Below are 25687 nucleotides of genomic sequence, written 5' to 3'. Positions count from 1 at the left end.
CGTGACGCCGATGAGTTTTTCTGGCACTCATGGTCTGACAGGACAGAGAGACAGAGAGACAGAGAGCTCACCGGCTACCGCTTGTTGGAGGACATCATGAGGAAGATCACCGCTGGCCTGTTCATCTCGCTCGACGGGGTCGTGGAGGCGCCTGACCAGTGGCACTTCCCGTACTTCAACGACGAGATGGGCGCCGCCGTGGGCGCGTCCCTCGGGCAGGCCGACACCGTCCTGTTCGGGCGCAAGACCTACGACAGCTTCGCCGGAGCGTGGCCGGAGCGCGAGGCGGCCGGAGAGGAGGACGCCGGCTTCGCCAAGACGCTCGGCGACGCGCGCAAGATCGTCGTATCGCACCAGAAGCTCGCGTTCACCTGGCGGAACTCCGAGCAGCTCGAGGGCGACCTCGTCGCGTTCGTGACCGCCCTCAAGAACGAGCCGGGCGGGAACATCGGCCTGAGCGGCTCGGTCTCCGTCGTACGCCAACTGCTGGCCGCCGGCCTCCTGGACGAGCTGCAGCTCCTGGTGCACCCGATCGCCGACCGCAAGGGCATGCGGCTGTTCGACGAGGGGGAGACCCCGATTTCGCTGAAGCTGGTGTCGTGCGAGACGTTCCAGACGGGCGTGCTGAACCTGGTCTACACCCCGGCCGAGTCGGCCGGCGACGCGGGCTACGAGGAGGCCAAGGCCAACCTGCCCCAGGCGGAGCAGTAGGAGAGCGGTCGGCGTCGCAGCTCAGCTGCGAGACAGGGCCCAGGTCGCGTGCCTGGGCCTTCGTCGTGGAAGGGCTCGCGGACCCGGCTCCGTCCTCCGTCAGGGCGTCGAGACGGCTATGGCGTGCGTCCCGACCGCCACGCCGACGGCCAGAGCGACGACGGCGGCGCCCGCGGCGGCACGTCGCCACGGCGGGAGCCGTCGCGGCAGGACGACGCTCAGCACCGCACCGGCCCACGCGCAGGCCGTCAGCCAGGGCAGCCATGCCTCCGCGCGGTCGTTGACCCGGTGGCAGTGGTCGGCTCGCGTCCCGCTCTCGCCGAAGTAGAAGAGGCAGTCGCTCCCGAAGTCCTCGGTGGCCAGCCCGACGACCCCCCACCACACGGTGACGCATACGGCGGCGACCACCGCGCCCCCGAAGCCCAGAAGGCCTCCTCGGCCAGGCGGTGTGGGCGTGTCCATACCGGTCTCCCCCCGGAGTGCGCTGCGGTCCGGCCGAGCGTAACCCCCGGGATTCGCCTGCGGTACGAGGCGGTAGCAGGCGGTACGCGTGCGGCCGCGGTCGCCGATCAGCCTCAGCGCAACTGTCCAGAGGAAGACGGGCCGTTGGGCCGGGCGGAAGTGCCGCCGACGCGCGCGGCGACGAGCGCCGCGTCCGGAGCGGGCGCCAGAGGGCTGCCGGCCTGCGCGTCCGGCACTGCGCAAGCCCGCAGCCAGGCGCGGAACAGGGTGCGTGCCGAGGTCGGCGTCGAGGCGGGGCTCATCGGGCGCGGGCGTGGTCGACCGCGGCCGAGGCGAGGCCGGCGATCAGGGGGTGGGCGCGGGCGCCGTCGCCGTCGAGTTCGGGCTGGAAGAGCGTGGCCAGGAAGAAGGGGTGGGCGGGCAGTTCGGCGATACGGACCTCGCCGGACTCGTCGGCGCCGGTGAACCTCAGGCCGTGTGCCCGCAGGAGGTCCACGTGGTCGGGGTTGGGCCCGTAGTCGCAGTGGTAGCGCGCCTGGGTGCGGTCCGCGCCGAGCAGGCGGGCGGCGAGGGAGCCGGGGGCGATGCGGACGGCGCCTTCGTGGCCGGCCAGCGAGCAGGCGAGCGGGACGACCACGGCGTCCTCGTGGGCGGTCGCCGGGTCGTTCTCGGCGTGGCCGGCGCGGTCCAGGCCGCAGACGTCGCGGGCGAACTCCAGCAGGGCGTGCTGGAAGCCGCCGCAGGTTCCCAGGAAGGGAATGCCTCCCTCGCGCGCGGCGCGGATCGCCGCCAGGACGCCGCTCTCGCTGCGGTACGGGCTGCCGGGCAGGACCCAGACCGCGTCGAAGCCCTCCATGCCCTGGCCGGCGTCCTCGGAGGGGATCCAGTAGGCGTCCAGGTCCAGCCCGTCGCGCTGACGCAGTGCTTCGAGCAGGGAGGGGACGCGGGCGTGGGAGCGGACGGCGTCGGACCGGTCCCCGACCAGGGCGATGCGTGCGGCGGCGTGGTTCATGTCGGCCATCCTGCTGAGCCATCGGGCATCAGGTCCAACGATGATCCCTGCACGCTGTATCAGCGATACTGATGCCAATGGATCCGCATCTGCTGCGTACCCTCGTCGCGGTCCTCGACCACCGCTCCTTCTCCGCGGCCGCGTCGGCCCTCGGCTACACGCAGTCCGCCGTCTCCCAGCACATCGCCGCCCTCGAAGCCGATCTGGGCGCGCGGCTGGTCGAGCGCCGGCCGGTGGCGCCCACGCCGGCGGGCGCGCGACTGATGGAACACGTGCCCGCGCTGCTGCTGCGCCTGGACGCCGCCCGCGCCGACGTCGCCCGCCTGCACCACGCCCACACGGCCCGGCTGACGCTCGCCTGCTCGCCCGCCGCCCTCGGCGCGGCCGTCGCGCAGACGCTCGCCCGCCTGCGGTCGACGACCCGTCTGGACCTCGAAGTATGCGTCCTGGGGCGGGAAGCGGTGATCGAGGAGGTGCTCACCGCCCGCGCCGACCTCGGCCTCGTCGACGGCGCGACCGCCCCCAGCGACCCCCTGCCCCTGCCGGACCTCGGCCCCACGGTCACCCTCGCCGCGGGCGAGGAGCCCTTGGCGGTGCTCTTCCCCGACAGCCACCCCTTGGCGCGGCGCGACTCGGTCCGGCTGGCCGACCTGGCGCAGGCGCAGTGGATCGACGCCCCCGACACGGCCGTTCCCCTCGACCGGCTGCGCGAGGTCTGCCGCGCCGACGGATTCCGCCCGCGCGTCCGCCACCGCGGAACCGACCTCAACGGCCTCGCCGCGCTCGCCGCAGCCGGCCACGGTCTCGCGGTCCTCCCTCTCTCGCTGGCCGCCACGCTCCCCGCCGTCACGGCGGTCCCGGTCCAGGTGCCGCGCCTGATCCACCGCGTCGAGGTCGTCCACCCCGCCGGCCCCACGGAAACGGCCCGGCAGTTGGCCGGCCTTCTGACCGATCAGTGATCCAGCGCATGTGCTCGTGGCCGGTCCACCGCGGTGGACCGGCCCGCCCTGTGCGCCGTGGTTCAGGCTCCGTTGGGAATCCGCCGCTCCGGAATCAGAACGTGAGCGCATGGCTACGCCGCGAACAACTCTCAATTAACCGCGTGTTTCCCTTGATTCCCCGGAACCGGCAGCCGCGGTGTGACATTCACCACCACCGGCTCCCCGTCGCTGGCTCCACGGCCGGTGATTCGGGAGTAAGGGCCTACCAGGGGGCTCGGGCATTGCAGTCGCCCTGGAAGGGTTATAGATTGGATCACCGCTGTACCTGGGTGCACCGGACTGTGCGAGCGGTGCGTCTGTGAGGTTCCACAAGGTATTTACGGCACTGCGTATGAAAAAGGCGTCGTGGCCTGACCAGCCGCGAAACCTGGCGGGAATTCGACTGATTCTCGGGAATTCTGCGGCCGCCGCACGGAGATAGACACGTTCCGGGCTGCGGTCCGTGGAGTGCTCTGGATGCGCTCTCCCTTTCATATGCCTGTGCAATGGGGGAAGCATGTCAACTTGGCCAGAATGTCGAATCCGAGCCGCACGGCCGCGCAGGCGGGATTCTCTCGCTGCGACGCTGAGACCCGCGTCACTCTGCAGGGCGTGCCACAGATGAAGCGCCGCTGATCGCGGACAGGGCGCCGGCCGGATGACCACCGACCCCCCTGCGGCCCCCCACCCTCGCCTTCGCCACAGCTGTGGCCGGCGTCGGCCCCACGGGAAGCCGGGCCGGTCCGGCCGCCCTCCGCGTCAGACTCCCTCGCGTCGCCCCCTATCTCGGTACCGGCCGTCCAGCCGGCCCGGGCCAGGGTGGCGACGTTCCGTCGACGCATGCCGTCCGGGGGGCGGCGTGCGTCCGCGGCGGCCGTGCATCCGTCGCTGACCGATCTGTCGTCCCTGAAATTACGCAGCGTATGAGGGGAACTCCACAACGATGCTGTTGCAACTGCCGTTAACCGCCGGACTCGTCCTTGCGGCACTCCTGAGCTCCTATGACCCGTCGTCCCCCGTATTCTCGCTGCGCCGGGGCATCCCGAGAGAAGCGGCGGTCGCCCCAGAGAACGCCGAAGAACGCGCATTGGCCGCTTCGGTGCGCACCGGGCTGCGCAGCCCGGTGCGCGCGCTGCAAGGCCGTTCGGAAACACCGTCCGTTACCGTGCCCGCGCCGCGGGGGCCCCTGCTGGGCAGCGATATGGCCCGGCTCCCCCAAAGCATGGGCGAACTGATCGAGAAGTATGCCCGGATGGCCGACCGCGAACTCCTGATGATGGTTCCGGACCTCCCCGGAACCATTCGTCCCGACGATCCGCGATCCGGATTCCGCTTCCCCCAGAAGCATCCCGGTTTCCATGCGCGGCTGCTGTACGACAGCGGAATTCTGAGCCGGGCGCCGAGCAGGAGGCAGGGCGTGGAGGCCGCCCCGGCCGAGCGGTCCGTGGAGGCGGAGGTGAGAGTGTCGGCCCGGGTTCCCGGCTGGCTCGTCATCCTCGACCGGCGCATCGCCCTGGTGCCCGCCGACCAGCAGAATCCGTGCGGCGGAACGATGCTGATCCGCAACCCCGTGGTGGTCAGCAACATGCGTTCCGTCTTCGGCTCCATGTGGCAGCCCGCCGTTCCGCTGAGCGCCACGGCCACCACCGTGCTCCACAACAGGCACCGGGAGATACTGCGCCTGATGAGCGGCGGACTGACCGACAGCGCGGGAGCGCGCACGCTCAACATCTCGCTCCGTACCTACCGGCGGCATGTCGCGGACATCATGAGCAAGCTCGGCGTGGAGAGCCGGTTCCAGGCGGGCGCGGCCGCCCACCGCCTCGGGTGGCTCGGCTGAGCAACCCGCGCCGCCCACCGCTGAGCCGCCCGAGCCGCCGCCGCTGAACGTCGCGCGCCGCCGCCGCTGAACGCCGCGCGCCGCCGCGAGACGCCGCCGCCGGGAGTCGCGTGCGGGCCTGCCCAGTCGGCCTGCCCGCACGCGCCTCCCCCTGCCCCGTCCGCGCCGCGCCTCACTGCTCGGGGAACAGCCACCGATACGTGTCGTCCTCGCGGAACACCGGGGCGTGGTGGGGCGAGTGCCACGCGAACGGGACGTCGTCCCTGCCCTCCCGCCGTACCGTGCCGGCGATCTCGTAGTCGGGGTGCCGCAGGTCGTCGCTGAGCTGCCAGCGGAAGACCAGGTCGAGCACGTCGCCTTGGCGCACCTCGACGCCGCCGAGGAACAGCGGGGCGTACAGCGGCAGCCAGCTGGTGTCCATGCGCAGCGCGTCCAGAGCCACCCCGTCCTTGCGGGCCTGGAGCAGCGGCCACAGGACCAGTCCCGTCAGCACGTCGTCGCGGGTGACCGCGAGGCTGACGCCGCTCTCGCCCTCGGTGGCCAGATCGCCGTTGAAGGCGAGGTCCTCCACCTCGGAGGTCTCGGTCACCAGGGTCTCCAGCACCGGCCCGTCCAGGCTGAGGCGGACGTCGAAGGGGTGCCCGACCGCGGCGAAGATGCGCTCGGCCGTCTCCACGCCGTGCGGGTCCAGCACGATGCCGTCCGGGAAGTGCCCGGCCAGCGAGGCGCCGGCGATGCCGGTGGTGCAGCGGTGCGGAATGGAGATCCCGGCGTCGTCCATGAAGCGCTGCCGTGCGTCCCGGATGGACGCGGCGGCGCCCTCGGACCCGCCGATCGTGCCGATGATCTCGGACACGCACACATCGATCTTCTCCGGCAGATCGATCTCCTTCGAGCTGCCGGTCACGACGGTGATGATGTCGCTCAGCCCGGCCTCCTCGACCGTCTTCGCCGCGGCCTCGGCCCACTCCGGCAGCACCTCGACCGCGTACACCTTCTTCGCGCCCGCGCGGGCCGCCGCGACGGCCCAGTTGGCGTCCCGGCCGGTGCCGACGTCGAGTACCACGCGGCCCGGCACATACCGCTCGATGGCCTCCATGTAGGCGGCGTCGCACCACATGTCGTCGTTCATCGCGTCGTACGTGTCGTCGTTGTAGACCGGGTACTCGCCCTCGCTCGGGAAGATCCCTATGCCCTCCTCCCGGACGGAGTAGCCGGTCCGCAGAACCAGGTCCTCCGTGCCGACCCGCAGCTTCGTCAGTTCCTCGTCAGCCATCGGTGCTTCTTCTCCTCGCTTCAGTCTTCGTCGGTCGCGGGGCCGGCACCGGCGAGCACGCCGTTCTCCGTGCGCCCGTGGGGGTGGGGGACGACGCTGAGCACCGCGGCGTCCTGCGGAGCGCCGCACCGGCGCAGCTGCTGCGGCCCGTAGTAGTCGGGGCCGAAGACCGCGGCGTGCATGCCGGCCCGGCGCACCGCCGCCACCAGGGCGTCCTGCTCGGGGTGCGGCGCCGCGGTGAGGATCCAGCGGGTGTCGCGCCGGTCCTGGAGCCCGATCGCGACGACGTCGTCGATCGCCGCCGGATCGGGTGCGGCGAGCAGGATGCCGTCGGCCTTCTCCTGGTCGCAGAGCACGAGGTCCGGCTCGCCGGCCAGCCGCTCGCGCAACCGCGCCGATCCGCCCCGCAGATGCAGCCTCAGCTCGCCGTCCGCGCCCGCGGCTCTGCGCAGGGTCTCGTGCAGCAGCAGCCGCTCCGCCGGCACGGGATGGCCGTCCTCGCCCCCGGGGAACGCGGGCGCCGGGGCGCCGGTCCGGGCGTTCGCCCAGCGCGCCAGCACATCGTCGTACGTCGTGGGCCACTGAGGGGAGAACCAGGTGCGCCAGTGCTCGGCCGCGGCGAGCTGCCTGCTCTCCTCGATCCAGTTCCTGGTCTCCGTCGTGTCGAAGGCGGACAGCTCCCGCAGGTCCTCGTCGGTGAACACCTGCTCGCTGGCGACGCGGTTGACCTCCTTCGTCCGGGCCTGCCGCTCGCTGCGGTACTTGAAATGCCGGATGAACAGGTCCGGGGGAGACGTCTCGCAGGCCCCGGGCACATCGATCCGGTGCTTGCCTCCGTACACCTTGGCGCCGGCGGCGTAGCGGCTGACTGCCTTGCTGGGCTCGTCGCCGAAGCCGACGGAGCCCGTCGTGGCGCGGAGGAAGGAGTACGGGCCCCCGTCCGCCTCCAGCGTGTCCTGGAACATCTGCCGCTGCGGCAGCCTGATCAGGTTGAACCGGGGCTCGACAAGGTCCAGCAGACGCTTCGCGCCGGAGGGGAAGTGCACGTACTCGTCGACGTCCAGGAAGAACAGCCAGCGCGCGCCGGAGTGCTCCCCGGCCCAGTGGTAGTGCTCGGTGAGATACCGGTCGTAGCCCACGCGGTGGTCGAACCTCAGATGCAGCGGCAGTCCCTCGTCCGCCAGCGCCAGGAGGATCTCGACCGTGCGGTCCTTGCTCCCGTTGTCCACGACGTAGACCGCGTCGAAGCCCATGTCCAGGTGGAACCGGACGAAGGCCTCGATGGCGTCCTCCTCGTCCCGGCAGACGGTCAGGACGACGTCCGGTCCAGGCAGGGGCGCGGCGTTCATCGGGCGCGGTCCTTCAGGTCGACGAACGAGCCGTCGACCACCAGGGCGTCCAGGCCGAGCTCGACCACGTCCTCGACGACCTGGCCGAGGTCGTGGGCGATGGTGCGACCCGGTGCGTTCAGGCTGGTGTTCAGGAGCACGGGGTCCCCGCAGAGCTTGCCGAGCTCCTGGCAGACCTCGTACAGGAACGGGTCGCCGTCCGGGTCGACGCACTGGGGCCTGGCGACCCCGTCCGGGCCGGTCACCGACGTCAGCCGGCCGCGGAACTCCGGCCGGACGCGGTAGGAGTCCAGCATGTACCGGGACGCCGGGGACGCCTCCTCGCCGAAGTAGCGCGGGAACTCCTCGCGCGGCAGCAGCGGTGCGAACGGCCGGTACCACTCGCGCTTCTTGACGTGGTCGTTGAGCCGGTCGCGCATCGCCGGGTCGTTCGCCCTGGCCAGCAGCGACCGGTGGCCGAGCGCCCGGGGACCGGCCTCGGCGCCGCCCCTGGCCAGCGCCACCAGACCGCCCGACGCGATGATGCGGGCGACCTCCGCGGGCGTGGCGGGGGAGGTCTCGTAGCCCGCCTGCGCCGCGCCGGCCACGCTGACATGGTCCTCGGTGTGCTCCGGCACCCCGGACCAGCCGACTCCGCCGGGCCACCGCATCCCCGACTTGAGGCCGGCCCACACCGCGCCGCCGACGAACTGCGAGGCGTCGTGGGCGAAGGGCGGGATGAACACCGGCAGCCCGGCGACCTCCCGTACGTCCCGGTTGGACACCACGGACAGGGCGCAGCCGCCGCCGTAGATCACTCCCACCGGCTCGTCGTGGACGCCGGCGGCCCGGATCGCCTTGCGGGTCCGTGCCACGCCCTCCTTCACCTGCTCGATGAAGTGGTGGGTGAACAGCTCCTGCGCGGAGGCCGCCAGGTCGAGCGTCGCGGAGAGCTCATGGGCGCGGGGCGAGACGCCGAGGTACTCCTCGACGGCGGCCAGCGCCTCGTCGGCGGAGCCGAGGCAGTAGCCGTTCCAGGTCTCCACCGAGGGGTCGAAGGACTCCTGGGCGACGCGCTCCAGCTCGCGCACATGCTTCAGCTTCGCCGAGCCCCAGGCCGAGAGGCCCATGAGCTTGCCGCAGTTGCTCAGGTCCCCCGAGCCGTAGAAGATCCGGCCGAACAGGTCGCCGAACACCGCCCCGTTGAACCACCGCTCCGAGGACACCGGAGTCAGCTCCACGGGACGCGGCGTCTCAAGCGGCGTGCGCAGGTCGATCCAGCCGAAGCGGGGCTGCTCCGCGTCGAAGACGATCGAGAGGTAGACCCCGGGCCCGGCCAGCGGCAGCGTGGTCGCGGCGAGCACATGGAAGTAGCCGTGCAGATCGGGCTGCGGTATGACGCGCACGGTACGGCCGTCCAGCGTCATGGTGGCGGGGCCGCTGCGCACCGCGCCGTAGCGCTCCGCGAGCAGCTCCTTCACCAGCTCGGGGCGGGGCGCGGTGACCGACTCGAGGCGGTCCAGCGGCAGCCGGTCGAAGCAGGCGCCGACCAGCTCCGGCAGCCAGCCCTCCTGGTTCTTGATGCGGGTGATGCGCTCGAACTCGGTGTATCCGACGACGCCCTGCTCATCCACGGCGGCGAAGCCGGCATTGTGGTCGTCGTACAGCCCTACGTGGACTCCCATGGACGTGACTCCTCCGCGGTTCAGATGAGGTTCTGGCCGGTCAGCTCGCCGAACTCGGCGAGCAGGATCCCGGCGACGAGGCGGACCGTGCTGTCCGGGATCTCGTTCGAGATCGGGACGCTGATCAGCCGGTCGGCTATCTGCTCGGTGACGGGCAGGTCCTCGGCGGGCAGCTGCGCGTAGGCGCGCATCCGGTGCAGCGGCCGGTAGTACGGTCTGGTCTCCACCCGGTACGCCGCCAGCCTCGCGACGAGCTGCTCGGTCACCTCGACCGAGGGCGTCAGCACGGAGATGTCCTTCCAGGTGGGCTCCGACCGGCCGTCGACGGGTCCGATCACCCGCAGTCCCCTGCCCGTGTCCAGCAGCTTGCGGTAGAGCGCCGCCGAGTCGCGGCGGCGGGTCAGCCAGGAGTCCAGCCGGCGCATTCCGGCCAGCGCCATGGCCGCCGCCAGCTCGGGCATCCGGCCGTTGACGCCGCCGGCGTCGACGCACTCGTAGTTCTCCCCGAGGCCGTAGCGCCCCAACTCCCTCAGCTGCCGCGCCAGCTCGTCGTCGCGGACCGCGATGGCGCCGCCCTCGCCGCTGGTGAGCACCTTGGTGCCGCTGAGGCTGAACACCTCCATGTCGCCGAAGGAGCCGACCTTGCGGCCGTCGAGGCTCGCCCCGAGGGCCGCGGCCGCGTCGCTGACGAGCATGACGCCGTGCCGCTCCGCGAGCTTCTCCAGCGCCGGCATGTCCGCGGGGATGCCGTGCGAGTGCACCGGCACGATCGCCGCGGTCGCCGGGCCGATCCGGCGCTCCGCCAGCTCCGGCGTGAGGCCGAGCGAGACCGGGTCGACGTCGCAGAAGACCGGCTCGAGTCCGGCGCGCAGGATCGCGTTCACGGTGGAGGGGAAGGTGTAGCTGGGGACCACCACCTCGCGGCGCCCCGGGTTGGCGCGCTGTACGGCGGTGAACGCCATGCCCAGCGCGGTGTCCCCGCTGGCGGTGGCGATGACGTTGCCGACGCCCAGGTACTGCGCGAGCACGCTCTCCAGCTCGCGGCTGTAGGGACCGAAGTTGGAGACGTAGTGGGTCTCCGCGATCCGGTCGACCGCGGCGTGCAGCTCCTCGACGGGCGGCAGGCTCGGCAGGGAGACCTGGATACGGCGCGCGTTGGCCCCGGCGTGGTCGACGGCCTGCTCCGCGGCGATGCTCGTGAAGCGGGCGCCGGCCTCGCGCATGGCGAGGAACTTCGCGTGGTCGGGGTCGGCGCCGGCGCCCTCGGGGACGGCGGTCTCGCGCCAGGCCGCCCGGTAGGCGGCCGAGCAGGCGGAGAAGACCGGCTCCCGGCCGAACCGCTCCCGGGTCTGGGGGGACTCCCAGTCCAGGTACACCGTCCCCTCGCGCCCCAGGTTCGGGTCGAGCGTGCGCACCCTGCCGTACACCAGGTCCGCGTCGGTGCTGGTCAGCGCGGCGATGCAGTCGTCGAGGTGGTTCGGCAGGAACGCGCACTCCTCGTCGAGCAGGGCCAGGACCTCGCCCCTCGCCTCCTCCTCCGCCAGCCGCCTGCCCGCGGCGAGCGCCGCCGCGGCGCCTTGGCCGCCCACGCCGCCGTCCGCCGGGGCGGACTCGTCGGGGAACGCCTCGCGGCAGCGGATACGCGAGTCGCCGAAGGAGGCGACTGCCCGCGCCGTGCGCCCGCCGTCGGGAACGGTGTTCACGACGATGAGCTCCCAGTGGGGATAGCTCTGCGCGAGGACCGAGGGGATCGCCCTCTCGGCCAGCAGGTGCGGCCGTCCCGAGCTGCTGAGCAGCACGCTCACCAGCGAGTCGAATCGTGTCATCGGGCCGTCTCCCTCATCGTTCGGTACTGCTTCTCGGCGTGCCAGCGCAGTCCGGCGTCCACGGCGCCCTCGCCCACCAGCGTCATGACGGCGGCCGCCCGGTTCTGGGGCGCTCCCAGCGCCTCGTCCAGGGACGCGAAGCGGCTGCCGATGTGCTGCACGGTCGCCGCGACGGCGGCGCCGAAGTCCTCGTCCAGGCGGATTCCCAGCGCGCGCAGCTTGCGGCTGTCCACGATGTAGTCGCGGGCGTCGGTCATAACGGCCTCGCTGACCACCGGCACGTCCAGCAGGTCGGTCATATGCGCGGCGATGTCCTTCATCTGCACCGCGCCGTGCTCGCCGGCCACGTTGAATATCTCGCCGGCGGCCTGCGGGAGCGCGGCGAGGACTCCCTCGATCGCCGTCGCGATCTCCCGTACGTGCACCATCGGGCGCCGCTGCAGCCCGTCGCCGTGCACGACCACCTTCCGGTCGAAGACCCCGCAGGCGGCCATGCGGTTGACCACCAGGTCGGTGCGGAGGCTGGGCGAGGGCCCGTACACCGTGCCCAGCCGCAGCACCACCGGCTGGAAGCCGCCGCCGTGGTGGGCCAGGATGCGCTGCTCGGCGCCGAGCTTGGTCTGTGCGTAGCGGCTCAGCGGCGACGGCTCGTCGTGCTCCGCGCGGGCCTGGTCGGCCCGCCCGTACACACTGCAGCTCGAGGCGAAGACGAAGCTCCGCACGCCCGCCTGCTTCGCGGTGGCGGCCAGCCGGCCGGCGGCCATCTCGTTGACGGAGTGGGCCGCCTCCGGCTGGAGGTTGGCGCACGCGTCGTTGGACAGGCCCGCGAGGTGCACCACGCAGTCGAAGCCGATCAGATCGGTGACGGTGACATCGCGGACGTCCAGGAACAGATGGCCCTCGGGGCGGTCGCCGCCGGCCGCGCGGTCCTGGAACAGCCCGATGTCGAGCGACGTCACCTCGTGGCCCGCGTGCTGCAGACTCGGTCCGACGACCTGGCCGATATAGCCGAGCGCGCCTGTCAGCAGAATCCTCATGACCTCACCCGCTCGCTCATCGCGCTCGCCGCCGCGCGCGCGACGTCTCCGTCGCCGAAGGTGTGCGCCGGGCCCGCGCAGAGCTCTGCCGCGATGTCCGCGAGCTCCCGCGGGTCCAGCTCCGACAGGCTGCTGTGCCCGGCCCGCAGGCTGTCGGTCATCGCCTCGCGGTCGGACCCGGGGAATCGGTCGAGGACGGTGTAGGCCAGCTCGTAGAGGAAGTGGCGCCGGTGCAGGGCGCCGGACCAGAACTGCTCCGTCCGCAGCGTCCGCTCCGCCTCCTCCGCCCAGGAGACGGCGGGCAGTTCGTGCAGGCACCTCAGGAATCCCTCGGCCAGTACGTCGCCGACCTCCTCCGCCGCGGCCCGCAGGCCGCTGCCGCCGGCGCCCGCGGCGACCTCCACCTGGCGCACGTCGCCGAGCCGCCCGATCTCGTGGCGGCACAGCGCGGGCCACATGAAGAACCAGTCCTCGTTGTAGATGTCCGGGAAGACGCCGTCGTACGTCGTCCGGGCGGCCAGACAGCTGCCCGATATGAAGGGCGCGACGAGGCCGGCGTGGCCCATCACCTTGTAGAGCATCGAGTGGTCGGCGACTCCTACGGAGGGCCGCGCCACCACGGTGTACCGGCCGAGCGCCGCCACCATCGCCTCCAGGTCGGCGGCGGTCACCTCGACGTCGTCGTCGATGAACACCACCGCCTGGTAGCCGCCCGACCTCCCCATCGCCAGGCCGACGTTGCGCTTGGCCGACAGATCGGGGTGAGGAGTTCCGAAGGACCGGCCCACGTTCGGGTACGGGCCCGTCCGCCGCATCAGACCCGGGCGCTCGGACAGGTCGGAGGGCAGGTCCTCCGGCGCGGTCGCGAGCACCGCCACGTCGTAGTCGGCGGGCAGGACCGCGACCTGGCGGCGCACGCGTTCCGGGCGGCCCTTGGTCGGCACGACGACCAGCACCCGCTGCGGCCCGGCGCCCCGGAGGGCGGCCGCCGCGGTGGCGTCGCTCAGCAGCGCCCTATGGTCGGGGAGGGCGGCTGTGGTCGTCACGGCCATCGCATCTCACCGTTGCCTCGCTTGATGTTCGATTCCATAACTCCTCCGTGGTGGGCGGCCCGGTGCGCGCGCCGCACCGGCGTCAGCGCGTCACATCAGCGCGAGCCCATAGGAGAACCGGTTGAGGTGCATGACCATGCAGGAGAGCAGTGCGCCGCTCTTGAAGTACTCGTCGATGTTCACCAGGACGACTTCGAAGCCCTGCTGGCCGGCGATCCGCTCCAGCGTGTCCAGCTTCGCCTTCTCTTCCTGATAGGCGTCGGTTCCGGCCTTAAGGTCCGCCAGACACGAGGAGTTGACGATGGTCTTTCCGGACCGCACCGAATTGCAGATACCGGAGTAGGCGGCCGCCTCGGGAACGTCGATGACCTCGGTGTGCTTCTCCATCTCGGCGAGGTCCGACTTGCTGTACGCGGCGGTGTGCACCAGCGTGGCGTGCTCGGTGATGGGGAATACGCTGCAGTCCAGGTGGTACAGGTGCGGGTCGGCCATCTCGACCTTGACCACGCGCATGTCGTATTCGCGCTCCATCCACTCGTAGGCCTCGCGCTGCGACCGCTGCCCGTAGCCGCCGATGTAGACGTTGTCGTGCAGATGCTTGAGATCGGCCTCGCCCTCGAACTTGAACGGGGAGACTTTGGGCTCGTATCCCATCTGACGGAAGAAGTCGACGCCCACCTGGGTCTCCCCGCGCCGCGGCTCCGAGGTGAAATTCGAGATGATCACGTCGCGCACGTTCGGCAGATGCGTCGGCACGATTCCCAGGTTCGCCACATAGACGAGGTCCTGGAGTCCCGTCGTGCGCGGCGTCGGCAGCACATAGACCAGTGCGCCGGCGCTCAGCACCGAGAAGACCTCGAGGAACTGCACCATCGCGCGGCTGCGGTTGATCTCGCGGTCGTCCTCGGCGAGTTCCTCCATCCACACGTTGTTGGGCACTTCCGCCGACAGCGAGAACGGCGCGTTGACCAGAAACGCGGGGTATTCCAGATGGCTCGGGTTGGCGATCTCCGACGTGGGCGCCAAGGCCGCCGTCGACGTGCCTGCTGTGTCCGTCACATGTCCTCCATCATCACTTGAAGCCGTCCGTTCCCTTGTGGTGCACGCGGATCAGCGGGTCGAGCCCTGCCTTGACATGCCAGCCGTCGGGTTGCAGAACCTCCAGCTCGTACCGGTCGGACAGGGGCACGACCAGCTCCACCTGCGAGCCGTATCTGATCTGCGAGAACCGCTCCCCCTGCCGGTACGCCGAGTTCTGCTTCAGCCGGTAGGGCAGAATGCAGTCCACGTCGTAGTCGGCGATCTGGAGCATGTGGTAATTGCCGCCGAGCCGCGGCGAGTGGACCGTGGAGACCATCCGCTGGTTCTGCCGCAGATACGCCGCGGTGCTCAGATCGATACGGAGATCGTCGAGTATCGCGTTCTCCATGGCGATCATCGGCAGGTTGTACGTGGCGATCGGATCGAGCAGCCGGTACTTGAGATAGCCGCCGTACGGAATCCGGTTGGTGTGCACGTCGAAGAAGGTCATGAAAATGCCGACGACCAGGCTCTCGTGCTGATAGTCCGGATCCCTCAGCGCCTCCCGCAGCGTGTAGTCGACGCTCTTGATGTCGACGAGCTGCTCGTTGGGCTTCACTTTCCGCTGGTAGAGAATGATGCCGTCCGCCGGCGAGTAGAAGAACCGCGGATCGACGTATCGCGGCCGTCGCGGGTCGCGGAAGAAGTGGTTCTCCGCCAGCCATTGGGGCGACTTGTCGCTCAGGTCTGAGACCTCGGCCGCCACCCACTCTTCGATGCTCTGCGCCATATCGCCCTTCGCATGGTCGCCCTGCGGAAGAAGAAGTCCACCATCAGCCCGGCGAGTTCCGGGTCGCCGGCGAAACGGGCCGGAATGAATCCGGGGATCGTGCCCCGAGAATCCGCGCATCCGCCTGCCGTCCCAACACGTTCGCTGGGCGCCGAACCAGAAGTCAAAGACCTGGCAGCAAGGTGCCATCGGTGGTGACGGAGCACCTGGCGGCCAGGTAGAACCGGTTGACGTTGAGTACTCGCGAACCTGTGCGGCGACTTCCCATTCCGCGCAGCCGTCACCGTGAAGAGGCAGGAAGTCGGGACATGGCGCAGTCACTGGAAGAGTGGGTGGAGAACGAGGTTCTGCGGCTCGACGACCGGTCGCCGGCATGGCTGTCCGACGTCTACTTCTTCCGCGACCCGCGACGGCCTCGCACCGTCGACTCCTCGTACTTCTTCTCGCCCGCGGACGGCGTCATCCTCTACCAGCGGACCGTGAAGCCGGACGAGCCCATCCTCGACATCAAGGGCGAGTCGTACAGCCTGAGGGACGCGCTGCGCGAGCCGGAGTACAACCGGGAGAGCCTGGTCATCGGGATCTTCATGACCTTCTTCGACGTGCACGTCAACCGGGTCCCGTACCGCGGCACGCTGTCCTACCGGGAGCTCCCGCCGATCCACACGTACAACCGGCCGATGCTGAACGTGGAGAACCGTCTGCTGTACGACCTGAAGATCGACCTGTCCGAGGCGGCCGGCTATCTGCGCCCCAACCAGCGGATGGTGAACCGGGTCTACGCGCCGGCCCTCGGCGAGACCTATCGGATGCTCCAGATCGCCGACTACGACGTCAGCTGCATCACGCCCTTCCGGCTCCAGCAGAACGTCCCGGTGCAGCAGGGCGCCCGCTTCTCCCAGATCCGGTACGGCTCCCAGGTGGACCTGGTGATCCCGCTGTCCGACCGCTACCGGCTGACGCCGGTGCACCAGGTGTCGGACCACGTGAAGGCCGGCCTCGACCGGCTGGTGCACGTCGCGCACCAGCCCACGGGCCCCGACGCCGCACGGGAAGAGGAGAAGCAGGCATGAGCACGCCCGCCCTGCGGTTGCCCCCTCGGTACCGCGCCAGGTCGCTGACGGCCGACGACGCCGACGCCTGGCACGAGCTGATGGAGGAGTCGGAGAAGACCGACGGGGCGAGCGCCAACTACTACCCGGAGGAGTTCCTGGAGGCAGCGCTGGACGGCCGGCTCGACCCGGTGAGCGACTCCGTCGGCGTCTTCGCGGACGGCGTGCTGGCCGGATTCGCCGTCGTCCACGCGAAGCTCGCCCCGAACGGCGCCCACCGCGTGATCCTGGAAGGCGGCGTCGCCCCCGGCCATCGGCGCCAGGGCATCGGCACGCAGCTGATGCGCTGGTCCTGCGGGCGAGCACGAGAGCGGCAGGCGGCCCTGTCCAGCGGCCGGCGGTCGTCGGCCGCCGTGTGGTCGCTGGAGGAGAACACGGATCTGCGCTCGCTCGCCGAGGCGCACGGGTTCCAGGCCACCCGCTGGTGGTACGAGGTGTCCTGCCAGCTGGACGAGGTGGCCGCGCTGGAGATTCCGGAGCTGCCCTCGGGGTTCGCTCTGCGCACCGTGCGGCCCGCCGACATGGCGGGGCTCCGCGAGGTGCACAACGCCAGTTTCAACGGCCAGTGGGAGGACGGAGCGGTATCGCCGGAACGGTGGAAGCAGGACTTCGAGAACGACCCCCTCTTCCAGCCGGGTCTCTCGTACCTCGTACTCGACCCCGCCGGCGCGATCGTCTCCTACGTACTGACCCAGACCAATGAGTGGCAGAGCGAGGGAGCGACGCAGCGCGAGCTGCGCATCAACTACCTGGGAACTCCGCCCGGGTGGCGGGGCCGCGGGTTCTTCCGGCATCTGACGGCGGCCGTGGACCAGGCCGCCCGCCGCGAGGGGTACGACCACCTGGGCTTCACAGTCGACTCCGGCAACCCCACGGGCGCGCTCAAGGTCTTCGAGCGGGCCGGCATGTTCGACTGGGACCGCGACTACTGGGAATGCTGGGTCTGCTGCACGTCCGCGCTCGACGGAGCAGCGGGGTAGTTCCGGCGAAGGCCGGTCGCCCGGCCGCCGCGGGGCAGCGGATCCGGTGGCTCAGAAAGGAACGTAGACGGTGAGCGTCACGGAACCAGAGGTTCCGGAGCCGAGCATACTGCGCCGTATCTATCGCCAGTACCGCCGCAAGGTGTGTCTGACGTATGCACTGGTCGTACTGGAGGAACTCTGCAATCTGCTCTACCCGTTCGCCATCGGCGTCGCCATCAACGGCCTGCTGAAAGGCGACAAGGAGAGCATCATTCCGTTCGTCGCGATCTGGGCCCTGCACGCGGTGACGGGCATGGTCCGCCATCTGTACGACACTCGCGTGTTCACCGGCATGTACGCGCAGCTCGCCGGCGACGTGGTCGTCGAGCAGCGCAGGCGTAACCTGCCGGACTCGGTGGTGGTGGCCAGGTCGACGCTGTCCCGGGAGTTCGTGGTCTTCGCCGAGACGCATGTCCCGGCCATGGTCTCCGGGCTCCTCGCCATCGTGGGCTCGCTGTTCATGCTGTTCACCTACAGCGTGCGCAGCGCGGTCTACTGCGTGCTGCTGATCGTGCCGATCGTTGCGGTCAACTGGTGGTTCACCCAGCGCGCCTTCGTGCTCAACCAGGAGCTGAACGACCAGCAGGAGCGCGAGGTGGACATCCTCACCTCCCAGCCCGAGACCGCAGTGCGCCGGCACTACAGCCTGCTGCGGAAGTGGGAGGTGAAGCTCTCCGACGCCGAGGCGAAGAACTGGGGCGTGCTGGAGATCTTCGTCATCGCGCTGTGCGTCCTGGTGTTCTTCCAGGCGACCGACTCGCCCGAGGCGCAGGCCGGGACCATCTTCGCGGTCATCTCCTACGTCCGCACCTACACCGAGAGCCTGGACCAGCTGCCGTCCATCATCCAGGACCTCACCCGGCTCGTGGACATCGCCCGGCGCATCGCGCCGGGCGCCGAGGCCACGCCGGACGAGGCCGAGGCCGAGGCGGCAGCCGTGCCCGACCAGAAGGGAAAGAGGGATCCCCTATGACCGCGTCGGAACCCTTGGTCAGCGTCCTCATGCCCTGTTACAACCGGCCCTATCTGATGACGCACCGCTCGATCCCCTCGGTCCTGCAGCAGACGTACGAGAACTGGGAGCTGGTCGTCGTCAGCGACGGCCTGGACAACCACTCCGTACGGGCTGCGGCGGAGGGATTCGGGGACAGCCGGATCAGATACGCGGAGATTCCCCGGCCCGACTACTCGGGGCTCGGTCCCACCGGCCGCTGGTTCATCGCCGGCGCCGCCGCGCGGAACCGCGCCGAGGAGATGGCGGACGGCGAGATCATCGCCCTGCTGGACGACGACGACGCCTTCCTCCCGAACCATCTGGCCGACTGCGTCCGCCTGTTGACCGGCGCCGGCGCGGACCTGGCCTACGGTCTGGTGCGGCTCCACGACGTCAACTCCGGCGCGGAGACGGACTACTACCACCCCTGGGACGCCCCCGGCACGCTGGAGGCCTTCCTCACCGAGAACGTGCTCTACACGCCGACTGTCGCCTACCGCGCGAGGTGGAAGCAGCCGCCCTATCCCACCGACGGGAGACGGGCCGCCGACCACGGCAAGTGGCTGGCGATGCACCACGCCGGCGCGCGGTTCGTCGGCACGGCGTGCGCCCAGGCCGTCTACTACGGGGACAGCTTCGACGGAGTGCTGCGCATCTCCCCGCCCCCGAACGGCGTTGCGGCGGAGCCCACGGAGGCAGCGGAGCCGGCGGCTCTCAGCGACCCCGCGCGCACCGCGGAGCTCGAGTCCGCCCTCGCCCGCTGGCTCGGCGTGCCCGAGACGGTGGCCGTGCCGGACGCCGACACCGGGCTCGACCTGGTGCTGCGCGTCCTGCGCGAGCGCCGCCCGGACCGGACCGAGGTCGTGGTCCCCAGCTATGCCCCGGCTGGCACGGCCGAGGCGGTGGTGCGCTCCGGCCTCACCCCCGTGTTCTGCGATGTGGACCCGCGGACGCTGACGCTCACCGCGGCCTCCGCCGAGCCGGCGACGACCCGCAGGACGCTCGCCCTGCTGCCGGTCCACGTCCACGGCATCCCCTGCGCCATGGGCGAGCTGCGCGAACTCGCCGACGCGCACGGGGCGTTCCTGATCGGCGACGCGAGGACGGCGCTGGGAGCGGCGACCGGCGGCGTGCGGACGGGCGCCCTCGCCGACGCCGAGGCGTACGGCTTCGGACCGCTGGGCTGCGGCGCGGGCGGGGCGATCGGCCTCCGGGACCCCGAGTGGGCCGCCGCGCTCCGGCGCCTCGCAGGCCGGGACCCGGGCTCGCCCGGCGCGCCGGCGGAGTCCGGCGCGCTGACGGAGTCCGACGCCGTGCGGGCGCTGGCCGGGCTGCCGCTGCTGGACGCCGAGACGAGCGCCCGGCGGCGGTCGGTCGCCCTGTACCGGAAGCTGCTCGCGGACGTGCCGGAGCTCCGGCTCGTCGAGCCCCCCTCCGGCGACGCGGCGCCCGCCTGGGCCGAGGTACCGCTGGTGGCGCCCTCCGCCGCCCTGGCGCAGCGGCTCGTCCGCCGGCTGGCCGACCACCGGATCGAGTCCGGCACGCACCACCGGCCGCTGCACCTCTCGGCGCCGTACGCCACCCTCGCCGCGCGGCCGCTGCCGGTCGCCGAGGCCGTCGCGGGGCGCATGGTCGCCGTCCCGGTCACCGGCGTCATCCCGGTCGCCTCGGTCGAGCTCGTGGTGGGCGTCGCGCGCGAGACGCTCGTGGCGGCCGCGGCTGCGGCTGCGGCCGAGGCTCGGAAGGGGGCGCCGGCATGACCACGGCCCACAGGCTGGAGCGGCTCGTGGTGCTCGGCGCCGGAGGGCACGCCCGTGAGCTCGTCGACGCCGTCCACGCGGTCAACGCGGTACGGCCGACCTGGGACCTGCTCGGCGTACTGGACGACGGCGACCGCCCCACCGAGCCGGGTCCTGAGGTGGGAGCGCCCTACCTCGGACCGACGTCGATGGTCGGCATGCTGGACGCCCGGTACGTCGTCGGCATCGGGGACGGCGCGGTCCGGGAGCGGATGGACGAGATGGCCCGCCGGGCCTCGCGCACGCCCGCGACCGTGGTGCATCCGACGGCCTCGGTGGGCCGGCGGGCGGTCCTCCATCCCGGCTGCTACGTGGCCGCCCACGCCACGCTGACCACGGACTGCGTCCTGGGCCGGCACACCCATGTCAACGTCGGCGCCTCGGTCAGCCACGACGACGTGCTCGGCGCCTACTGCACCCTCGCCCCCGGCGCCCGGCTCGGCGGCAGGGCGGTGCTGGAGGACGGCGTCACGCTCGGGCTGAACTGCGCGGTGCTGCCCGGCGTCCGGCTCGGCGCGTGGAGCGTGGCCGGGGCGGGGGCCACCGTGACCAGGGACGTACAGCCGGGATCCGTCGTGGTGGGCACCCCCGCCGCGGTCCTGCGCCGTGCGGCGGAACGTGTTGGAACGCATCGGAACGTATTCGGAAGGCTTGAGGTCGATGAGTGACGCAACCCCCCACAGCGCCGACGCCACCGCTGGGGCGCCGGACGAGGAGATCTACAGCGGTGAGTTCTACTCGGACATCGAGGAGGGAGTCCTCCGCTCGGCCCGGGTGATCGTGCCGATGGTCCACGAGATCGCCGCCCCGCAGTCGGTGCTGGACCTCGGCTGCGGCACCGGGGCGTGGCTGGCGGAGTTCGCCCGGCTCGGGGCCGTGCGGGTCTCGGGGTTCGACGGCCCATGGGTCGACGTGGAGCGGCTGCACATCCCGCGGGAGCGGTTCGCCCCGGTGGACATCAACGACCTGGGGGAGCCCCCCGAGCGCCACGAGCTCGCGGTCTGCCTGGAGGTCGCCGAGCACCTCCCGGACAGCAGCTCCGAGCGGCTCGTCTCCTATCTGACGGCCGCAGCCCCCACGATCCTCTTCTCCGCCGCCCTGCCCGGGCAGGGCGGTGTGGGGCATGTGAACGAGCAGTGGCTGGACTACTGGGCGGAGAGGTTCGCCCAGCGGGGATACCGGCTGTACGACGTCCTGCGCAGCCGGATCTGGGACGACGAGGACGTAGAGCCCTGGTACGCCCAGAACATCGTGCTGTTCGCGGACGGCAGCGTGCCGGCCGGGCGCTTCGAGGCGTCCGGGGGAAGCGCGCTGCCCATGCGGGTGGTGCACCCCCGGGTGTTCCACAATTCGCTGGAGGCGTGGGCATGACACGCGACACCGGCGGCGGGCCGGGTGTGCCCGGTGGGCACGGCGGGCCGGGTGTGCGGGGCGGGCCCGGTGGGCGGTCAGCCCTCCTCGGGCCCCGCCGTCCACTCCTGGCGGCGCACCTCGTAGCAGCAGACGGCGACGGCGGTGGCCACATTGAGCGAGCCGACCCGGCCGAGCTGCGGAATGTAGGTCACCGTGTCGCAGGCTTCCAGGCATTCGACCGAGAGACCGCGGTCCTCGTTTCCGACGGCGATGCAGACGCTGCCGGAGAAGTCTGCCTCGTGCATCGGCAGAGCGTCGCTGGCGATTTCGAGCCCGACCAGCCGGTATCCGTCGGCCCGCGCCTTCTCCACGGCCTCGGGGAGCTCCGCGAACGTCTGCACGTCCAGATAGCGGTCGGTGCCCATGGCCGTCTTCTGCGCCTTGGCATTACGGGGTGAGGCGGAGTTGCCGACGAGATAGAGCTGTCCGACGCCCAGCGCGGCGGCGGTGCGCACGATCGCACCGACGTTGAAAGGGGACTGCACGGACTCGAGAAGCAGAGCCACCCGAGACGAGCTCTTCCGCCGCCAGGTTCTGTGCAAACGCTTGAGATCTGTACCTCTGAGCTGCTGCATTCACTTATCCGCTAGGAGGGGTTTGGTGATGGTGCACTTCAAGAATGCGATATCCGCGCTCGGAGGCCAACCGAGTCGTCGGAAAACCCTGCGCGTTCAGCCACTTCGCCAACGAGTCCGAACCGAGGTGTTTCTGCACGACGAGATAAGCGGCGGCGCCGGGCATCAGCTTGGGGAGCCAGTGCTTGAGCATGGAATGCAGCTCGGCTTTGCCGACGCGGATCGGCGGATTGGAATAGATCGCGCCGAACCGCACGTCGTCCGGCACGTCGTCCGGGAGGCAGGCCCGCACATTGCCGAGCTTCGCGGCCTCCGCGTTCTCCCGGACCAGGCCGAGCGCCCGCTCGTTCACGTCCACGGCCCAGACGGGCAGCCGCTTGCGGCGGGACGCGAAGGTCAGCGCGATGGGGCCGTAACCACAGCCGATGTCCAGAATGTCGCCGCGCACCTTGGGCGGCGGCGCGTGGTCCAGCAGCACTTTGGTGCCGGCGTCGAGCCTGGAGTGGGAGAAGACGCCGCGGTCGGTGACGAGGTCCAGTTCGATATCGGGCAGCTTGACCTTTACCAGGCCGCGCTCCGACGTCACCCCGGGATCCGCCGAAAAGTAGTGCTGCCCCGGGCTGGCCATCCCGGTCACCCCTCTCCTGGTCCACGCAGCGATCGAGGCGAGCTGACCGCTGTCGACTGATTGTAACGCGCCGCACACCGCCCCACAGACGTCGCCCTCGCACGCACAAATCGATCGGAGTCCGGTCCCGCGCACCGGCGCCGGAATCCAGCGCACCACCGCACCGAACGCAGAAAGGCACACAGATGACCCGTGCCATATCGACAGGAAACGACGAATCACGTCGGTCACGAAGGTCAGGTAGGTCACGAAGGCCACGGAGGCTCCGGTGACCGGCGACATCATCACGGGAGAAGGCCGCCACCCCCTCTCCAGGGTTTCGACGGCGGCTCTGCGCACGGCGGGGGCGCTGCGCTCCCACGGCGTGCGACCGGGCGACCGCGTGCTGCTCGCCACGGAGAACTCCGTCGAGCAGGTCGTGGCACTGCTGGCGCTGATGCACCTGGACGCCTCCATCGTCCTGGTGGACCGCCGGCGGACCGCGCCGCAGCAGGCCGCCATCGAGGACCGCACCCGGGCGGGCTGGCTGCTGCACGACGCCGACGACGCTCTCCGTACCACCTCGTCGACGGCCCCGGCGCCGCTGTCCGTAGAGGACCTGTGCGGCGTCTATCTGCGGGACGGGGCGCCGGCGGACGACCTCGCGGACGGATTACAGCTGGAGGACTGGCGCGGCCGCCGCGACGCGGTCGTCTGCTGGTCCTCGGGCACCACGGGCGAGCCCAAGGCCATCGCGCGCACCGGGAATTCGGTGCTGCGCAATATCGAGAGCACCGCCCACCGAATGGAATACCGCGCGGACGACGTACTGCTCCCGCTGCTGCCGTTCTCCCACCAATACGGGCTCTCCCTCGTGCTGTTGTGGTGGACGACGGGCTGCTCGCTGGTGATTCCACCGCACAGCCGCCTCGACCACGCCGTGCGCTTCGCCGTGGACGCCGGCGTCACGGTCGTCGACGCGGCCCCTTCCACGTACCACAGCCTGCTCAAGCTGACGGCGCGCAGGCCGGTGCTCGGGGCCGGACTGGAGTCGGTGCGGATGTTCTGCGTCGGCGGCGCCCCGCTCGGGGAGCGGCTGGCGGGGGAGTTCCGGGAGCGCATGGGCCGGCCGCTGCTCGACGGCTACGGAAGCTCCGAGGCGGGCAACATCGCCCTCGCCACCCTGGCCGACCCGGTCGGCTGCGGGCAGCCGCTGGACGGCGTCGACCTGCGGATACACGCCGAGGACGGCACGCAGGCGGCGCCCGGCGCGGCGGGCGAGATCTCCGTGCGCACGCCCGGCCTGATGAGCGGCTACCTCGACGCCGAGGGGGCCCTGGCGCCTCTCGTCGACGACCGGTACCGCACCGGCGACCTGGGCTACCGGGACGCGCAGGGCAACGTCCATGTGATCGGGCGCAAGCGCGCGGTGCACCGGCTCGGCCACACCCTCTACCCCGAGGCGCTCGCCGCGGCCGCCGAGGCGTGCGGGCGCCCGGTGCGGGTAGTGCCCGTGGACGACGAACGCCTCGGCTGCCGACTCGTGTTCGTCGTCGAGGACGAGGCCGGCCAGGACGCCGGGCACTGGCGGCGGGCGATGGCGCCGCATCTGCCGTCCCACGGGCAGCCGAACGTCGTCCTCGTCGTCCCCGAACTCCCCCTGAACCGCAACGGGAAGACCGACGCGCACCGCCTGAGACAGCTCGCCGAAGGGGCGGTCGGCCGGGCCGAAGGACAGCACCCCGCACCGGGCGCGGCGGCACAGCAGGACCACGAGGCCCGGCAGCGCGTGCAGGGCCGGCAGGACGCAGAAGACCGGGAGCACCGGGATGGCAGGGAGCACACGCAGGGCCGGGAGCAGCCGGCCGGAACTCCAATCCGTACGATCGCAGGGGCAACTCCGATGAATCGCAACCCCAGTTCCCGCACGGCGCCCATCCCCGGGCGGCTCGACGCACTCGACGCCGTCCGCGGACATGTCGCCAAGGACCCGGCCCCGCTGCTCAAGATCCTTACCGAGATCGCCAACCACCAGGCCGCCGAGTCCGACGTCGCCTCGTTCCTCGCCACCCTCGGAGGGGCCGCGCGGGAGATCGAGACCTATCGGCCCGGCCGGGTCGGCAGGACCGCCGTCTTCATGCCGTCCAACGTCCTGCTGTATTCGTACGCGTTGTTCGTGCTGGTGCCCAGCCTCTACTCCGAGGACGTCGTCTTCCGCCCCTCCAGCCAGGTCGCGGACCAGACCAGGCGACTGCACGAGTACCTGGCGCCGGTGCACGGCCTTCCGGTCACGCTGTCCGACCTCGGCCAGCGCGCGTTCGTCGAAGGGCCCGTGAGCGAGGCGGACGTCCTGGTCTTCACGGGCACGTACACCAACGGCGAGAAGGTACGGGAGCAGCTGCGGCGCGACCAGCTGCTGGCGTTCTTCGGGCAGGGCATCAACCCGTTCATCGTCGCGCCGGGCGCCGACCCGCTGAAGGCCGCGCAGGGCGCGGTCTCCATCCGGATGTACAACTCGGGGCAGGACTGCTACGGCCCGGACGTCTTCTTCGTGCACGCCGACGAGCTGGAGGGGTTCCTCGCCAGCCTCAACGCACAGCTCGACGCCCTGCGGTTCGGCGAGCACACCGACCCGGCGGCCGGGTACGGGCCGATCTACTACGAGGCCGCGATGGAGATGGCGGCCGACCATCTGCGGCGGCACGCCAAATGGATCGTGCGCGGCGGTGAAGTGGACTTCCGGCGGCGGCGCATCGCGCCCACCGTGCTCGTGCGTCCGATGAGCGACAAGGGCTCGCTGCCGGAGATGTTCGCCCCCATCTTCAACGTGATCCCGTACGACGACACCGAGCAGCTCCATCGCCGTCTGTCCTCCCCGTTCTTCAACGAGCGCGCCATGGGGGCCATGGTCTACGGCGACGCGCCGGACACCGTCGAGCTCCTCTCCCAGCGGCACCACACCAGCGTGAACCGGACGCTGCTGGACGAGGAGGACGGAAACGGGCCCTTCGGCGGCCGGGGCGTCATCGCGAACTACCTCGCGTACGGCAAGACGCGGATCGCCGAACCGCTGCTGCTCTCCAAGGTGGTGGCGGAGCACTTCCCGGCGGTGCTCGCCCTGCGCGCGGCACAGGAGTCCCGTTGAC

The 25687-nt window shown here is 71.0% G+C and carries 22 protein-coding genes; 10 read left to right on the top strand and 12 right to left on the bottom strand.

Going from position 1 to position 25687, the window contains the following annotated elements; genetic code table 11:
* Nucleotides 1-96: 96 nt before the first annotated feature.
* Nucleotides 97-711, top strand: a complete 615-nt coding sequence (locus AB0M39_RS04710; RefSeq protein ID WP_365360127.1) for a dihydrofolate reductase family protein — start codon at nucleotides 97-99, stop codon at nucleotides 709-711.
* 99 nt (nucleotides 712-810) lie between these two features.
* Here AB0M39_RS04710 and AB0M39_RS04705 read toward each other — a convergent pair whose 3' ends face one another.
* Both AB0M39_RS04705 and AB0M39_RS04700 read right to left on the bottom strand, forming a co-directional pair.
* Nucleotides 811-1173: a hypothetical protein gene (locus tag AB0M39_RS04705; protein ID WP_365360125.1), complete on the bottom strand. Its 363-nt coding sequence runs from the start codon at nucleotides 1171-1173 to the stop codon at nucleotides 811-813.
* A gap of 298 nt (nucleotides 1174-1471) precedes the next feature.
* On the bottom strand, nucleotides 1472-2194 hold the full coding sequence (locus AB0M39_RS04700) for a hypothetical protein (RefSeq protein ID WP_365360123.1): 723 nt from the start codon (nucleotides 2192-2194) through the stop codon (nucleotides 1472-1474).
* A gap of 68 nt (nucleotides 2195-2262) precedes the next feature.
* On the opposite strand from AB0M39_RS04700, the gene AB0M39_RS04695 reads away from it, so the two are divergent.
* A complete protein-coding gene (locus AB0M39_RS04695) occupies nucleotides 2263-3144 on the top strand; it encodes a LysR family transcriptional regulator (RefSeq protein WP_365360121.1) in 882 nt (293 codons plus the stop codon).
* Between the two features lie 964 nt (nucleotides 3145-4108).
* Nucleotides 4109-5005 (top strand): LuxR C-terminal-related transcriptional regulator, encoded by an 897-nt coding sequence (locus tag AB0M39_RS04690; RefSeq protein ID WP_365360119.1) that lies wholly within the window; start codon nucleotides 4109-4111, stop codon nucleotides 5003-5005.
* A gap of 172 nt (nucleotides 5006-5177) precedes the next feature.
* Here AB0M39_RS04690 and AB0M39_RS04685 read toward each other — a convergent pair whose 3' ends face one another.
* The 8 genes from AB0M39_RS04685 to AB0M39_RS04650 form a co-directional block, all read right to left on the bottom strand.
* Nucleotides 5178-6281 carry a 50S ribosomal protein L11 methyltransferase gene (locus tag AB0M39_RS04685; protein ID WP_365360117.1) on the bottom strand — a complete coding sequence of 368 codons (1104 nt, stop codon included), beginning with the start codon at nucleotides 6279-6281 and terminating at the stop codon, nucleotides 5178-5180.
* A gap of 20 nt (nucleotides 6282-6301) precedes the next feature.
* The gene (locus tag AB0M39_RS04680) at nucleotides 6302-7630 is read right to left on the bottom strand and encodes a glycosyltransferase family 2 protein (RefSeq protein WP_365360115.1); all 1329 of its coding nucleotides are present in this window, start codon (nucleotides 7628-7630) and stop codon (nucleotides 6302-6304) included.
* Nucleotides 7627-9294, bottom strand: coding sequence for a carbamoyltransferase C-terminal domain-containing protein (locus AB0M39_RS04675; RefSeq protein ID WP_365360113.1), 1668 nt, complete (start codon nucleotides 9292-9294; stop codon nucleotides 7627-7629). The genes AB0M39_RS04680 and AB0M39_RS04675 overlap by 4 nt, the downstream gene beginning before the upstream one ends.
* Nucleotides 9295-9314: 20 nt before the next feature.
* Entirely contained in the window at nucleotides 9315-11120 is a 1806-nt protein-coding gene (locus AB0M39_RS04670) for an aminotransferase class I/II-fold pyridoxal phosphate-dependent enzyme (protein WP_365360111.1), read from the bottom strand.
* Nucleotides 11117-12157 carry an SDR family oxidoreductase gene (locus AB0M39_RS04665; protein WP_365360109.1) on the bottom strand — a complete coding sequence of 347 codons (1041 nt, stop codon included), beginning with the start codon at nucleotides 12155-12157 and terminating at the stop codon, nucleotides 11117-11119. Before AB0M39_RS04665 ends, AB0M39_RS04670 begins: the two co-directional genes overlap by 4 nt.
* Nucleotides 12154-13203 (bottom strand): hypothetical protein, encoded by a 1050-nt coding sequence (locus tag AB0M39_RS04660; RefSeq protein WP_365360107.1) that lies wholly within the window; start codon nucleotides 13201-13203, stop codon nucleotides 12154-12156. The genes AB0M39_RS04665 and AB0M39_RS04660 overlap by 4 nt, the downstream gene beginning before the upstream one ends.
* 96 nt (nucleotides 13204-13299) lie before the next feature.
* Nucleotides 13300-14268 (bottom strand): arginine deiminase-related protein, encoded by a 969-nt coding sequence (locus tag AB0M39_RS04655; RefSeq protein ID WP_365360105.1) that lies wholly within the window; start codon nucleotides 14266-14268, stop codon nucleotides 13300-13302.
* A 13-nt stretch (nucleotides 14269-14281) separates the two neighbouring features.
* Nucleotides 14282-15019, bottom strand: a complete 738-nt coding sequence (locus AB0M39_RS04650; protein ID WP_365360103.1) for a phosphatidylserine decarboxylase — start codon at nucleotides 15017-15019, stop codon at nucleotides 14282-14284.
* A 308-nt stretch (nucleotides 15020-15327) separates the two neighbouring features.
* On the opposite strand from AB0M39_RS04650, the gene AB0M39_RS04645 reads away from it, so the two are divergent.
* The 6 genes from AB0M39_RS04645 (at nucleotide 15328) to AB0M39_RS04620 (ending at nucleotide 21317) form a co-directional block, all read left to right on the top strand.
* Nucleotides 15328-16092: a phosphatidylserine decarboxylase gene (locus AB0M39_RS04645; RefSeq protein WP_365360101.1), complete on the top strand. Its 765-nt coding sequence runs from the start codon at nucleotides 15328-15330 to the stop codon at nucleotides 16090-16092.
* Nucleotides 16089-17111: a GNAT family N-acetyltransferase gene (locus tag AB0M39_RS04640; RefSeq protein ID WP_365360099.1), complete on the top strand. Its 1023-nt coding sequence runs from the start codon at nucleotides 16089-16091 to the stop codon at nucleotides 17109-17111. Before AB0M39_RS04645 ends, AB0M39_RS04640 begins: the two co-directional genes overlap by 4 nt.
* 70 nt (nucleotides 17112-17181) lie before the next feature.
* Nucleotides 17182-18126 (top strand): ABC transporter six-transmembrane domain-containing protein, encoded by a 945-nt coding sequence (locus AB0M39_RS04635; protein WP_365360097.1) that lies wholly within the window; start codon nucleotides 17182-17184, stop codon nucleotides 18124-18126.
* Nucleotides 18123-19907: a DegT/DnrJ/EryC1/StrS family aminotransferase gene (locus AB0M39_RS04630; RefSeq protein ID WP_365360095.1), complete on the top strand. Its 1785-nt coding sequence runs from the start codon at nucleotides 18123-18125 to the stop codon at nucleotides 19905-19907. Before AB0M39_RS04635 ends, AB0M39_RS04630 begins: the two co-directional genes overlap by 4 nt.
* Nucleotides 19904-20614 (top strand): acetyltransferase, encoded by a 711-nt coding sequence (locus AB0M39_RS04625; protein WP_365360093.1) that lies wholly within the window; start codon nucleotides 19904-19906, stop codon nucleotides 20612-20614. Before AB0M39_RS04630 ends, AB0M39_RS04625 begins: the two co-directional genes overlap by 4 nt.
* The gene (locus AB0M39_RS04620; protein WP_365360091.1) at nucleotides 20607-21317 is read left to right on the top strand and encodes a class I SAM-dependent methyltransferase; all 711 of its coding nucleotides are present in this window, start codon (nucleotides 20607-20609) and stop codon (nucleotides 21315-21317) included. Before AB0M39_RS04625 ends, AB0M39_RS04620 begins: the two co-directional genes overlap by 8 nt.
* A 77-nt stretch (nucleotides 21318-21394) precedes the next feature.
* On the opposite strand, the gene AB0M39_RS04615 is transcribed toward AB0M39_RS04620, so the two are convergent.
* Both AB0M39_RS04615 and AB0M39_RS04610 read right to left on the bottom strand, forming a co-directional pair.
* Nucleotides 21395-21865 carry a TrmH family RNA methyltransferase gene (locus AB0M39_RS04615; protein ID WP_365360089.1) on the bottom strand — a complete coding sequence of 157 codons (471 nt, stop codon included), beginning with the start codon at nucleotides 21863-21865 and terminating at the stop codon, nucleotides 21395-21397.
* A gap of 73 nt (nucleotides 21866-21938) precedes the next feature.
* Nucleotides 21939-22820 (bottom strand): methyltransferase, encoded by an 882-nt coding sequence (locus AB0M39_RS04610; protein WP_365360087.1) that lies wholly within the window; start codon nucleotides 22818-22820, stop codon nucleotides 21939-21941.
* A gap of 10 nt (nucleotides 22821-22830) precedes the next feature.
* On the opposite strand from AB0M39_RS04610, the gene AB0M39_RS04605 reads away from it, so the two are divergent.
* Nucleotides 22831-25686, top strand: coding sequence for an aldehyde dehydrogenase family protein (locus AB0M39_RS04605; RefSeq protein WP_365360086.1), 2856 nt, complete (start codon nucleotides 22831-22833; stop codon nucleotides 25684-25686).
* Nucleotide 25687: the final 1 nt, after the last annotated feature.

Source organism: Streptomyces sp. NPDC051907 (genome assembly GCF_040681075.1).
GTDB lineage: Bacteria > Actinomycetota > Actinomycetes > Streptomycetales > Streptomycetaceae > Streptomyces.
The sequence above is the reverse complement of the archived record's forward strand: the minus strand, read 5'-3'. Positions and strand labels throughout refer to the sequence as shown.